Raw genomic sequence first — 13758 nt, forward strand, 5'->3', positions numbered from 1 at the left:
CGTCGGGGGTGCGCTGTTCCGTCTCCACCGGGTCGAACGCGTAATAGGTCCCGTTCTCCTCGACGAAGTCGACGCCGTCGGTTCGCTCGAGGCTTCGAGCGACGGACGACCCCGACTGGGCGCTTGCCGCCTCGGGAACCTCGACGGCGAAGTAGCCGAGCGTCTCGTTTCGGTGGACGATGCTTGCGTCCGCGGGAAGTTGATTCGTGACGGTGCGCTGTACGGAGACCGTACTCGTCGTCGGTGCCGTACTGACCAGCAATTCGTTCGGTTTCGGTCCCGGATCGCGTCCGGGCTGTGCGGCCGTCAGACCGCCGAGCGCTGTGATACTGCCGATCGCTCCGAGACTCCGAAGGACGTCCCGTCTTCCGGGACTGTCTCGGCCGTTGTTATTTGTCATTCTGCAACTGGATATAATTACCTTTTGCACTTATATTTTATTAATAGATGGTATACCAGTACTAATTTACATAATTTGAAGAAAATTGTGGGCGATAGACCCAGTCAACGAACGCCGACCGCTCGAGGACGGCGCTCCGGTCTCTCGGCTGCTCGGCCGCGACGCTGACGGCCACGTTGGCCGCTGATCGCGACTCGAGCGGGACGACGGGAGCCGCTGCGTCACTGCACACCCGAGCGCCGGCTGCTGTGCGATCGGTGTGTGGCTCGATTCAGTCGGAGTGAGCGGTCGATCCGCTCTCGAAGTCGCTGTAGATCTTCGAGAACGTTCCGTCGGGATCGTTGTACAGCGCCCAGTAGGACACCAGTCCCATTCCGCGGTCCGCCGCGAAATCGACGATGTCACGGGCGACATCGGGCGTGATCGACTGCTCGCCGATGTCCGGCGTGTTCCCGAGCATCGCCCAGCACTCCGCCGTCGACTTGTCGGGATACGTCTCGTCGAGGAACGCGACGGTGCCTTCACATGCCGACACGATCTTGTCGTACGTCGTCGGGCCCATCACCATCGTCATAATGTTGACGTACGTGAGGTCGACGCCTTTCTCAACGGCGTCGCGGACCCACGTTCGCGCCTGTGCGTGGCTCGAGTTCGCGATCCCGTTCTCGTCCGCCGGGACGGTATAGCCCACCGTGACCTCGGGGCGCTCGTCCTGTAACAGCGCGAGGGCTTCGTTGCGCAGTTCGTAGACGGGCTGGTCGCGCCGATGGGCGTTCTCGTCGTCGATGTCGATGTGCGTGCTCCCGAACGTATCGAGGAGGTCCGCGTAGGCGTCTTTCAGTTCCGTCGCCGACTCCGCATCGCGGGCGACGGTGCGGCCTTCCCAGCCACCGATCGAGAGCCACACTTCGATACCCTCGTCCTGCAGCGTCTGAATCTCGGAGTCGTACCTCGAGAGGGGCTGTTGATCGCACGAGCCCTGATTACAGCCCGTCAGCCATCCGGGATTGATGTCGCCGTCGGCGGTCGCATCGCCGAGGAACGAGACGACGACGCGATCGGTGTCGGCCGAGAGCGTCCCGTCGACGAGATCGCCCCAGGTGCCCTGGTACGGCGCGAACGCGCCGTCGACGGTGATCCCGTCCCGGCCGCCGACGTGGATCGTCGTCGTGGTCGAATCCGAGTCACCGTCGGCGGTCTCGACGGTCAGCGTCACCTCGTACTCGCCGTCGTCGTCGTAGGCGTGTGTCACGACGCCGCCTTCGGCGGTCGTTCCGTCGCCGAGGTCCCAGGCGTAGGAGGCAATCTCGCCGTCCGAGTCGGTGCCGTCGAACTGAACGTCCGCACCCGGATCGGGGGTGGCGTCGCTGACGGCGATCGACGCAGTCGGACCGGGATCGTACGATTCGATCTCGTCCCACGGCCCCCACTCGCCGCCTTCGCCCGGTTCGTTGCCGCGGGTCCACCAGTTCGCCTCCCAGACGGAGCCGTCGTGGACGACGCGGTCGCCGCTCGTGTACACCGCGTCGGGCTCCCACTCGGGATACTCCTGTGTGGCCGCAGCGGTGCCGACCCCAACGCCCGCGACGATGGCGGACAGTGTCGATGCAGTACGCAGTACGTTTCGTCGTGATCGTTTCATTGTCGGCGGTTAGATCGTCCGGAGAATCGTATCCAGCAGCGTTTCGTTCCAGTCCTGAGAGAGCTCCCAGAACATCACGCCACCCATGCCGCGTTCCTTGGCGAACTCGACTTTCGCCTCGATGGCCTGCTCGTCGTCGTAACTGATGAAGATTCCCTCGTCGTCGTTGACGAGGTACGGGACTTCACCCATGTCGTGACGGTCGACTTCCCACTCGGATTCGTCCCGTAGGTTCTCCTCGATATCGCCGAAGTCGAACGAGCCGGTCGGGTCCGCGCCGTCCTCGAGGAGGTGGTGCCAGGTTCCCTCGGGCAGTCCCGAGTACCGCGAGCCGAGTTCGGGCGACTGCCACTCGCCGACGGTAAAGCCGCGGCCGTAGAACGGCATTCCGAGTACGAGTTCGCCGTACTCGGCGGGATCGGCGGGCGGATACTGCCACTGGTTCGGCCAGTAGCCCTCCTCGCCGTGATCGCCGGCCCACAGCTTGTCGATGGAGTACTCCGCCCAGTACTGTTCGCCGTCGGGGTAGACATCGCGGTCGTTCGTCGGATGCGTGTCGGGACCGTACAGCGGCGCGTTCAGACCGATCGTGGTCATCCACTTGCCGGTGAAGTCGTAGGCCATGACGTACACCGAGTCACAGATCTCGCCGATCCGATCGTGGCGAAGCCCACCGGCGTTCCAGTCGGAGCCGCCGTTGGCGACCGACAGGTAGTAGTGCTGGCCGTCCTCCTCACCCGCCTGATCGAGGTGTGTGCGCAGTTCCTCGAGCAACAGGACGTGGTTCTCGTAGTCGTCGTCGTTGCCACACTGGCACTGCCCCTGTTGGGGACCGGGATGTTCCCAGTCGATGTCGATCCCGTCGAAGTTGTACTGCCGCATTAACTCGACGCAGTTCTCTGCAAAGGTCGTCCGCAGGTCGGGATCGGCCGCAACGACGTGGAAGTTGTCCGAGAGCGTCCAGCCCCCGATCGAGAGGTGGAACCGACAGTCGGCCTCGTCCGCCAACTCGGCGAACTGCTCGAGGTTTTCCTCGTGTGTCTGGCGCGGCACGTCGAACTCCGTCTCGTCGTTTTTCGGCGGGAAGACGTTCCCGTTCTCGTCGACTGCGATGAACGCGTACAGCATGTCGGTCACCTTGTCGAAGGGAACGTCGCTCGGGTAGTAGTCCTGCTCAGCGTTTGCCTTCCAGCCCGGGTAGTAGCCGACGACTTTGAACTCGTCGTCCGGCCCCTCGACCTCGTCCTGGACGGTGACGTCCAGACGAGCGGTGTCGGTTTTGCCGTCGGCATCGGTGACGGTCAGCTCGACGGTGTAGTCGCCCGTCTCGTCGAACGTGTGCGTGACAACCTCGCCGGTGGCTTCGGTCCCGTCGCCGAACGCCCACGCGTAGGCGTCGATCGTACCCGTCGACTCGCCCCCATCGAACTCGACGGTCTCGCCGATCTCGATGCGGGACGCGCTTGCGGTAATGCGTGCGGACAGGGCCGGCGGCTCGGGCCCGGACGAGTCGACCTCGTCCCACGGCCCCCATTCGCCGCCGTCGCCCGGCTCGTCGCCGCGGGTCCACCAGTTCGCCTCCCAGACGGCACCGTCGTGGACGACGCGGTCACCGTCCGTGTAGGCGGTGTCCGGGTCCCACTCCGGATACTCCTGGGCCGTCGCCACCGACCCCGCTCCGAGGCCGGCCAGCAGGGCGGATATTTTCGATGCGGTGCTCAGTACGTTTCGTCGTGATCGTTTCATCGGTTGTGGGTATGCGTGTCGTTTGATCGTCGGTGCTGCTGCTGCTCGAGCGGCTCCCCGACCGTCGCCGGCGCGGGCCCGCAACCGTCGGTTAGCCGTTGAGCGTCGTCCAGAGCGTCGTGATGAGATCGCCCTCGTAGGTGTCGCCGCTGATGGCCCACAGCATCGTCCCGCCGTAGGGTGAGTCCCTGAGCCAGTCCATCTTCGCTTCCATCGACTGCTCGGTTTCGTGGGAGATCATCAGCCGCTTCTCGTCGTTCCAGCTCCAGGCGGCGACCGCGTCCTCGTCGAAGTACGTCTCCCAACCGGGGCCGTCGAGATCGACCGGGTTGCTCCCGCCCCGGCCGTCGGAGCCGAGGTCGAACCACTCCCAAACGCCCGCATAGCTGGTCCCCATTGACGGGTCCCAGCTCGGGTACGATCCCTCGCCGCTGGCGTCGCGACCGTCGCCCTTGTACTTCTGGAAGAGACCGTCGTCCGCCCCGGTGCCGAAGTCACCCTCTGGCGGCTGGACATCGGTCCAGCTTCGTCCATAGAACGGGACCGCCATGTTGAGCTGGCCGGGGTCCCAGCCCTGCTCGGCCCAGTACTCGAGGGCGGACTGAGCGTTCCAGATGTCCGAGTCCGCGTACGGGTCGTCGGGGTTCTCCTTCAGCGGCGCGTGATGGCCGGTCGTTTCGCTCCAGATGCCCCGATAATCGAAGGTCATCACCTGGGCGAAATCGAGGATGTCCGAGAGTTCGTCGTGCTCGAGGCCGTCGTTGCCCGCGGTCTTCCCCTCGACGATTTCGGGGTTGGGGCTGACGGCGGCGGAGAGCTCGTAGGGCTCGTCGCGCTCGGGATCGGCCTCCGCGGCCGCGTCGAGTTGCTCGCGGACTTCCCGACACAGGAGCGTAAAGCGTTCCTGGTCGCCTTCGCGGACGGCGTTGTCGACGTCACAGACGGGATCGTCCGCGGTACAGCCGCCGCCGCCGGGGAACTCCCAATCGATATCGATCCCGTCGAGGTTCGCTTTCTCGACGAGATCGACGCAGTTGCTGGCGAAGCGCTCTCGCTTTTCCTGGGTGAGCGCAGCGTCGGAGAAGTTCTCCGAGTCGCCCCAGCCGCCGATCGAGAGGACGAACTTGGTGTCGTCCCGTTCGGCGGCGTATCCCGCGAACGTCTTGCCGCGGTCCGGCCCTTGCCAGTCCTTCTCGGCATAGAACATCTGTTGCCCGTAGCTGTCGCCCACGAGGTTGATGGAGCCGTCCGCCTCGGGCCGGGCGAACGCGTACTGGACATGTGTGACCTTGTCGAAGGGGATGTCGCCCGGGACGTAGTCCCGGTCGTACTGGGCCCACTGCCGGTAGTACGCGATGACCCGGTTCTCGTGTGCGGACGGGCGGCCGGCGGTAATCGTGATCGTGTGCGTGTCGGTCTTCCCGTCGGCGGTTTCGACCGTCAGCGTCACGTCGTACTGTCCCGTGTCGAACGCACGGGTGACGGTTTCCCCTGACGCGGTCGTGCCGTCGCCGAACGCCCACTCGTAGGACTCGATTTTCCCCTCCGAATCGCTGGCGTCGAACGTGACTTCGGCGCCCGGATCGGGGAACTGCGTGCTGACGGAGAACTGCGCGGTTGGTCCGCTCTCGCCGCCGTCCCCGTTGTCCCCGTCGTTTTCCTCGATCTGGTCCCACGGGCCCCACTCGTCGGCCCCGGGTTCGTCGCCCCGTGTCCACCACTGGGCCTCCCAGACGTAGCCGTCGTAAACGACCCGATCGCCGCTCGTGTAGACGGTCTCGGGGTCCCATTCGGGATGTTCTTGTGCCGCCGCTGCCGTGCTCGCACCGATGCTCGCCAGCAACGCGGACAGTTTCGTCGCGTTCTTGAGTACGGTTCGTCGTGTTCGTTTCATTGGTTTGGATTTCGATGTGGTCGTCGGACGCTGCAGTCGGTCGCGATCCGTCGCGACCCGACTAGTATTCTTTACTCGGCATATAAAATAATATCTTAATACTAGAGATAATATTCGCCCATTCACATTTTATATTTATATATAGTTTCCAGAGTCGGACCGATCACGGGCCCGGTGGGGACTACGACCGGTCGAATCACCGCACCGGTGGACGCGTTGTATCGTTTCGACCGTCGCTCCCCGTGAGCGATCCGTAAACGACGCACTCGTTTGAAATCGTGTTATTACTCTTGTAGTAAAAGTTCATCGAACGGGCTGGCCCCGCCCCGGTGGCCACACGTCTCCCCGCTAGTACCGGCGGCTACGCCGTCTCGACGTGGCTGTCGGCTTCGGGGAGCGAACTCGAGTCGATCGGTGCCTCGCTGTGCTTGATGGCCCGCCCGGATTCCGCGTCGAAGAGGTGCATCTTCGACGCTGGCACGTGCATATGGAGTTGCCCGCCGGGATCGACGCCGACGTGGCCGTCGACGGTAACCGTAATCGTCTCGCCACCGACGTCCAGATAGACGTTCGTGACGTCCCCCATCGGTTCGGTGACGGTCACGTCCGTCTCGATCAGCCGGTTCGGTTCCGGGTGGGTCCCGGGGGAGTCGGTAAGCGACACGTGCTCCGGTCTGATACCGACCACGAGATCGGTACTGTCGAGTTCGTCGACCAGCGAGTCCGACAGCGGCAGCGTAAAGACCGGATGGTCGAGCGTGCCGTCCTCGAGATCGGCGTCGACTTCGAGGAAGTTCATCGGTGGGGAGCCGATGAATCCCGCGACGAACTGGTTCGCCGGCCGGTGATAGCACTCGAGCGGGGTTCCAACCTGTTGTAACCGGCCGTCGTTGAGGATGACGATCCGATCGCCCATCGTCATCGCCTCCGTCTGATCGTGCGTGACGTACACCGTCGTCACGCCCAACTCCGTTTGCAGTTGCTGGAGTTCCGTCCGCATCTGTGCACGCAGTTTCGCGTCGAGGTTCGAGAGCGGTTCGTCCATCAAGAAGAGTTCCGGATCGCGGACGATCGCCCGCCCGAGCGCGACTCGCTGTTGTTGTCCGCCGGAGAGTTCGCCGGGTTTGTCGTCGAGGAGGTCGACGATATCCATCATTTCAGCGGCGGTTTCGACCTGGTCGTCGATCTCGGCGGCCGAGAGATCCGTCGACATCTTCAGCCCGAACGCGATGTTCTCCCGGGCGGTCATATGCGGATAGAGCGCGTAGTTCTGGAACACCATCGCGATATCCCTGTCTTTTGGCTTTTCGTCCGTTACGGCGGTTTCGTCGAACCGGATCGAGCCGCTCGTGACGGTCTCGAGGCCGGCGATACAGCGGAGCGTCGTCGACTTGCCACAGCCGGACGGCCCCACGAAGACGACGAACTCGCCGTCCTCGAGTTGGAGATCGAGCGACTCGACGGCTTGGATCGGTCCGTTCGGCGTACGGTACTCTTTGGTCAGACCATCTATGTCAATCCGGCCCATTCGTTACGAATGCTATCGGCGAGGCATATATACTTACCTGCAGTCGATAGTTCTACGCACGACACGCTAGAACTAACGCCGATCGCGACAGTAGAACTACATACGGGACCGACTAACTGACTGACGATGCTGACAGCAGACGGACGCGAGTTGACTCTCGCGACGAAAGTCGGCCAACTGTTCGTCGTCGGGTTCGACGGGACGGCCCCGACCGACGACCTTCGAACGTTGATCACCGACCGACAGTGTGGCAACGTCGTCTACTTCAGTCGGAATATCGAGACCCCCGACCAGGTCGCGACGCTAACCGACCGCCTACGGCGACTGATACTCGAAGAGACTGGGACCCCGCCGTTCGTGATGGCCGACCAGGAAGGCGGGGTGGTCTCTCGCCTCGGCTGGGGGACGGCACTGCCGAGTCAGATGTGTCTCGGTGCAAGCGCCGACCCCGACCTCGCGCGTGCCGGCGGCGAGGCCGTCGCCGCCGAACTGGCAGCCCTCGGTATCAACGTCAATCTGGCTCCGGTACTCGACGTCAACAACAACCCACGGAATCCGGTGATCGGCGTCCGCTCGTTCGGCGAGGACCCCGACCTGGTGGGCGACCTCGGGGCCGAACTGGCGATGGGGATGCAATCCAACGGGGTCATCGCCTGCGGGAAACACTTCCCGGGCCACGGCGACACGAGTGCCGACTCCCATCACGAACTGCCGGTCGTCGAACACGACCGCGAGCGACTCGAGGCCGTGGAGTTCGCGCCGTTCCGGCGCGCGATCGATGCCGGTATCGACGCGATTATGACGACACACGTGTCGTTCCCGGCGATCGCGGACTCCCCGTCGACCCCGGCGACGGTGTCGCCTGCCGTCCAACGGCGACTGCTCCGCGACGAACTCGGCTTCGACGGGCTCATCGTGACCGACGGGATGGAAATGCGTGCTCTCGCGGAGACGGTCGGCACGGCGGAAGGCTGCGTCCGGGCGCTCGAGGTGGGCTGTGATCTACTGCTCGTCTGTCACACGCCCGAAACGCAGGCGGATGCGATCGACGCCGTGATCGACGCGGTCGAATCGGGTCGGCTCGACGAAGCGACGATCGACGCGGCCGTCGAGCGGATTCTTCGGTTCAAACGCCGCCGGCTGAGCGCCTCGAGTCCGCCGTCAGCCGCGCGCTGGGAGGAGACGGCCGACCGGTCCCGCGAGGTCGGCAGGACGATCGCCGCCCGCGGGATCACGCTCGTCCGGGACCGAGACGACACGCTCCCGTTGACGACCGAGCGGCCGCTTCAGCTGGTCGGGTCGTCGGGGGGTCGGACGTCGCCGGCGGAGGACGACGACTTCGAGCCGACGCTGCTCGCCGACTCGCTCGCGGCCGCCGGGTTCGATGTCACCTGCCACGAGGTCGCCGACCGGACCGAGCTGCCGTCGTTCGACGCTGGGACACAGGTGATCGCCACCGTCGACGGCGCGATGGCCGACGACTCGCGGGCGGCCGTGGTCCGGACGCTCGACGACCGCAGACGACGGTTCGCGGCGGTCGTCGTTCGCAACCCCTACGACCTGTCGGCAGTTCCCGATGTCTCGACCGCGGTGTCGACGTACGATTATACGCGGGCGACGCGCACTGCGCTCTGCGAGGTCCTGCTCGGCGAGGCGACGGCGACCGGTCGGCTGCCGGTCACCGTCCCCGAATTCGCGGACTGACGGGAACCGAGTCCGTCGACGGCGTGGGCGGAACCGGACGCGACGGAATCGTCGGTGGATCGGTGGCGACCGGCTACTGTTTCACGCCGCCTTCCGTCAGCCCCTTGACGATCGGCTTCTGGAACAGCACGAACAGCAGCAGAATCGGGACCGTCGCGACCGTCGATGCGGCCATCATCTCGCCCCAGTAGTTCTGGTCGCGTTCCATGAACTGCTGGATCCCGATCGAGAGCGGCGTCACGTCGCCCCTCGCCATGACCGACGCGAACAACACCTCGTTGAACGCGACCAGGAACACGAACATCCCCGTCGCGGCGATGCCCGGCGCTGCAAGGGGTAAGACGATCCGGACCAACGCCTGAAACCGGGTACAGCCGTCGACGCGGGCCGCCTCCTCGAGCGAGGCGGGGATCGTGTCGAAAAAGCCCCGAAGCATCCAGATCGCGAACGGGACGGCGAACGTGGTGTAGACGAAGATGATCCCCTGATAGGTGTTGATAAGCTGGAGCCCGACGGTGTCGTGGAACGTCCGGAACAGCATGAACATCGGCAACAGGATCAGGATTCCGGGGATCAGCTGCGTCCCGATGAGCGATGCACCGACGTATCGCCGGCCCGGGAACCGATATCGTGAGAACGCGTACCCGCCGAGACAGGCGATACAGAGCGCGATGGCCGTCGTCACGCTCGCGATGATGAGGCTGTTCATGAAGTACTCGATCAGATCGACGCGAGACCACATGTCGATGTAGTTCTGATAGTGAAACGATATCTCGGTGAAGCTCGGATCGCCACCGACGATCTCGAACCGGGTTCGGAGGCTGTTGAACACCATCCAGTAAATGGGGAACAGCGCCCAGATCAGGATCGTCAGCAAGAGCCCCTTGGAAGCGAGCGCGAACAGTCGGTCCGTGGTCGCTTCGGAGAGCGCCCACTCGTCGGGCATCATTGGTCGTCCTCCTCGAAATCGCTTCGAATGAATCGACGGTAGTAGATCGTCGCGAGCACCATCGCGACGACGAACAGTCCGACGCTCATTGCGGCCCCGCGGCCGAACGCGAACGCCCTGAACGAGAAGTTATAGATGTACACCATCGTCACCTCGACCGACGACGGTGGACTCCCGCCGAACATCACGTACGGCGTCGTAAAGTCGATCATCGTCCAGAGCAACATGAGCAGGACGACCACCCCGGAAACGGGTTTGAGCTGTGGCAACGTCACGTACCGAAACTTGCCCCAGCGGCCGGCCCCGTCGATCGCAGCGGCCTCGTAGAGTTGCTGGGGAATGGACTGGAGGCCGGCATAGAGCATGATCATCACCCAGGGGAACTGCAGCCAGACGTGTGCGATGGTCATCGACCACAGTGCCCGATCGCCGAGTAACCAGAACACGGGCTCGTCGAGGAGTCCGACGGACATGAGCGCGTGGTTGATGATGCCGGATTCCGAGAGGAACATCATTCGCCAGACGTTCAACGTCACGATCGCCGGTGCGATCCACGGCAGCAACAACAGCGTTCGAACGAGGAACGATCCCTTGAACCCCTGATTGAGGATCAGTGCCGCCGTCAGTCCCAACACGTAGGTCCCGACAAGCACGCCGACCGACCAGAGCACGGTCCGCGAGATCGAGTACCAGTACCGACTGCCGATGGTCGTCGTGGGATCCATCACGAAGGCGTAGTGCTCGAGGCCGACGAACGGTGCACTCGTCCAATCGGCGATGTAATTCGAGTTGACCCCCATGACGCTGATCGTCGCTCCCCACACGACGGGGATGAAGTGAACGACGAACATCATCGCCAGCGCGGGAAACAGGAGTTTGTATGCGTATTGATGCTTCTCGTCGAGTCGACTGTACAACGGGAGATACCGTCCGAGCCCCCCGTCGCTCACTCGTTCGTGTAACCGGGTGAAAACGCGTGCCATAGTGTCGTAGGTTTGTAAAGCGTGATTATTCCGTCTCCCGACCTGCGGGTATCAACCCTGTTGTGCCTGGTCGACGAGATCCTGTGCGACGCCGGCAGCCTCATCGAGGAGTTCCGCGGAGCGTCCGTCCTCCCACTCGTCCGTGACGACCTCCTCGAGCCACGTCCCGATCGTATTGGCGAGTTCGCCCTCGACTTCGCTCAGTCCGGGGATCATCGGATAATGGCGCGCGTCGGGGAGCACGTCGTCGTGGAGCGTCTGACTGAGTTCGTCGTCGAACGCGGCGTGGTCGAACGACGCCTCGACCGTCGGCAAGAGCCCGATCCGATCGGCGAACGTCGCGTTGGCGTCCGGCCGTGAGAGCCACGAAATCCACGCGGCGGCCTCTTCCTGTTTGTCCGACCACGGCCGAATACCGAGTCCCTCCATGCCGAAGAACGTCGATCGGTCGCCGGACGGCCCGGCCGGGAGTCGGCCGATCGTAAAGTCGCTCCGATCCGCCCCACCCTGTTCGACGAACTGATCGACGGGACTCAAATCCTGCATGATCGCACTGACGTCCTCGTTGATCAACGCCCCGTCGAACTCGTCGACCCCCCACTCGGCGATCTGGGTCGGCATGACGCCCTCCTCGAGAATGAGATCCTTCCAGAAGTTCAAGGCCTCGACGCCGGCGTCGGAATTGAACTGGATCTCGTTCGTGTCCTCGTCCGCTACCCGACCGCCGTTTTGCCAGAGAAACGTGATGAACGCACGCGGGAGTTCCCAACTGACGCCCATCATCGCATAGAGGTGTTTGTCCGGAAACGCCTCGCGGAACGCCTGCCCCTGGGTGACGAGGTCGTCCCAGTCGTCGGGCTGGCCATCGATCCCCGCTTGCTCGATGAGCGGGTCGTACTCGAGATAGCCACGCGGTCCCCAGAACCACGGGATGCCGTGAATCTTCCCCTGGTAGTCCATGATGTCGGTGACCTGATCGAAAAACGCGTTCTGATCGGGGAGCGACGCGTCCAACTCCGAGAGATCGACCCAGCCACCGGCGTTTGCCTGTTGTGGCAGGAACGTCGACGCGATGTGGTCGACGTCCGGCCCGACGCCGGACTGAATATCAGTCACCTGCGAATCCGGCACGTCGGCCCACGTCAGGAACTCGTGTTCGACTTCGATTCCGGTCTCCGCTTCGAAAGCATCGGACTGCTCCTCGAGCCAGTCCGACTGGGATTCCTGACCGATATAGCGTGCCCGGACCGCATCTCCGGCACCACCGGAGCCGGTGAACCCGTCCAGACACCCCGCGAGTCCGAGTGTCGTCGTTGCGCCAGCAGACTGCAGTAGCTTGCGTCGGGAGCGGTCGTTCATCTCATTCGTACCCGAACTAATATTCATGCTAATTGTATATATAGCTTACTGTTGCCTGTAGTTGTGCTGGGGCGTCGTACCGAGAGCAACCGGTGTCGAAAGGACCGATCACGGCTGATCGCCGGCCGATCCGTCAGTTCGCCGTGCAAAACGGCGCGCAGGCACCCCACCTCCCGACGGCGACCGCACGATCGGCGCGCCGTCACCCAGTTCGGTGCCCGTCACGGTCGGCGGACGAGTCGAACGTTTATTACTGGCCGATTCGAACGGAACGTATGAAACTGGTCGACTACGAACTGTTCCAAGTGCCGCCCCGATGGCTTTTCCTGAAACTCGAGACGGCCGACGGATCGATCGGGTGGGGCGAACCGATCGTGGAAGGGCGAGCGAAGACCGTCCGAACCGCCGTCGACGAAATCATGGACAGCTACCTCCTCGGAACGGACCCACACCGGATCGAAGACCACTGGCAAGCGATGTATCGGGGCAGTTTCTATCGCGGTGGGCCCGTATTGATGAGCGCCATCGCGGGCATCGATCAGGCGCTGTGGGATCTCAAAGGGCGAACGTTCGGAGCCCCGGTATACGAACTCCTGGGCGGGAAGTCACGTGACAGAATTCGGGTCTATCAGTGGATCGGTGGCGACCGAGTGGAGGAAATCGGTGCCGAAGCCGAGCAGTTGTGCGACGTCGGCTACACCGCGTTAAAGATGGATGCGGCGAACCAGATGCGACACCTCGAGCCACCGGCTGCGGTGGCCGAGGTCGTTTCGCGTGTCGAACACGTTCGTGAGACTGTCGGTCAACACGTCGACATCGTCGTCGATTTCCGGGGGCGAATCTCCAAGTCGCTGGCGAAACGCATCGCGCCGAAACTCGAGCCGTTCGGCGTCACGTTCATCGAGGAACCGGTGTTGCCGGAGAACCTCGAGCATTTGCCCACGCTCGCATCGCAGACGACGGTTCCGCTGGCGACGGGCGAGCGGCTCTATTCGCGGTGGGATTTCAAACCGCTGTTCGAACGGGGAGGGATCGATGTCGTGCAGCCGGACGTCTCCCATGCCGGCGGCATCTCCGAGATGGTTCGGATCGCGAACATGGCCGAGGCACACGACGTGGCAGTGGCTCCGAACTGTCCGCTCGGACCGATCGCGCTTGCGGCCTCGTTGCAAGTGAGCGCGACCGTTCCGAACCTCTTATTTCAGGATCACGGATTCGATATCTATCCCGCCCCGAAGAGCGCGGCCGACGACTACCTCGACGACGCCTCCGTCTTCGAGTTCACCGACGGCTATCTCGATCTGCTCGACGGCCCCGGGTTGGGTATCGAGATCGACGAGGACGCCGTCCGGGAGCGGTCCCAGCAGAACTTACACTGGCACAATCAGGTGTGGCGGCAGGCCGACGGGAGCATCACCGAGTGGTGACCCGACCGGTCTTGTTTCGCTGTCGGAAACAGCCGGTGACTGATCCGGGACTGTCGGGATGATCGCCCCGGTAGCGACCTCCCGGGAATTACGAGCATATGGATGTAATTCCTCAGTGATCCGCCG

General features: G+C 63.5%; 9 protein-coding genes and 1 pseudogene. 2 read left to right on the forward strand and 8 right to left on the reverse strand.

The features are described from left to right. The 5 genes and pseudogenes from C486_RS08745 to C486_RS08765 all read right to left on the reverse strand — a co-directional run. Positions 1-400, reverse strand: a pseudogene (locus C486_RS08745) (S8 family serine peptidase); the annotation flags it as partial. Between the two features lie 271 nt (positions 401-671). After that, positions 672-2042, reverse strand: coding sequence for a PKD domain-containing protein (locus tag C486_RS08750; protein ID WP_008455271.1), 1371 nt, complete (start codon positions 2040-2042; stop codon positions 672-674). Between the two features lie 9 nt (positions 2043-2051). After that, positions 2052-3788: a glycosyl hydrolase family 18 protein gene (locus C486_RS08755; RefSeq protein ID WP_008455272.1), complete on the reverse strand. Its 1737-nt coding sequence runs from the start codon at positions 3786-3788 to the stop codon at positions 2052-2054. 91 nt (positions 3789-3879) lie between these two features. Continuing rightward, positions 3880-5682, reverse strand: coding sequence for a glycosyl hydrolase family 18 protein (locus C486_RS08760; protein WP_008455274.1), 1803 nt, complete (start codon positions 5680-5682; stop codon positions 3880-3882). A 361-nt stretch (positions 5683-6043) separates the two neighbouring features. After that, positions 6044-7210 (reverse strand): ABC transporter ATP-binding protein, encoded by a 1167-nt coding sequence (locus C486_RS08765; protein ID WP_008455276.1) that lies wholly within the window; start codon positions 7208-7210, stop codon positions 6044-6046. 126 nt (positions 7211-7336) lie between these two features. On the opposite strand from C486_RS08765, the gene nagZ reads away from it, so the two are divergent. After that, on the forward strand, positions 7337-8914 hold the full coding sequence (gene nagZ / locus C486_RS08770) for a beta-N-acetylhexosaminidase (protein WP_008455278.1): 1578 nt from the start codon (positions 7337-7339) through the stop codon (positions 8912-8914). A 73-nt stretch (positions 8915-8987) separates the two neighbouring features. On the opposite strand, the gene C486_RS08775 is transcribed toward nagZ, so the two are convergent. The 3 genes from C486_RS08775 to C486_RS08785 are packed head-to-tail and all read right to left on the reverse strand — an operon-like array spanning position 8988 to position 12205. Beyond that, on the reverse strand, positions 8988-9863 hold the full coding sequence (locus tag C486_RS08775; protein ID WP_008455280.1) for a carbohydrate ABC transporter permease: 876 nt from the start codon (positions 9861-9863) through the stop codon (positions 8988-8990). Next, positions 9860-10846: a carbohydrate ABC transporter permease gene (locus C486_RS08780; protein WP_008455282.1), complete on the reverse strand. Its 987-nt coding sequence runs from the start codon at positions 10844-10846 to the stop codon at positions 9860-9862. The genes C486_RS08775 and C486_RS08780 overlap by 4 nt, the downstream gene beginning before the upstream one ends. Before the next feature lie 51 nt (positions 10847-10897). Next, complete coding sequence (locus C486_RS08785; RefSeq protein ID WP_008455283.1) at positions 10898-12205, reverse strand: ABC transporter substrate-binding protein; 1308 nt, start codon at positions 12203-12205, stop codon at positions 10898-10900. A gap of 275 nt (positions 12206-12480) precedes the next feature. Here C486_RS08785 and dgoD point away from each other — a divergent pair, with 275 nt between their 5' ends. After that, positions 12481-13632, forward strand: a complete 1152-nt coding sequence (dgoD, locus tag C486_RS08790; protein WP_049910324.1) for a galactonate dehydratase — start codon at positions 12481-12483, stop codon at positions 13630-13632. Positions 13633-13758: the final 126 nt, after the last annotated feature.

This window comes from Natrinema gari JCM 14663 (assembly GCF_000337175.1).
In the GTDB taxonomy this organism is placed as follows: Archaea; Halobacteriota; Halobacteria; order Halobacteriales; family Natrialbaceae; genus Natrinema; species Natrinema gari.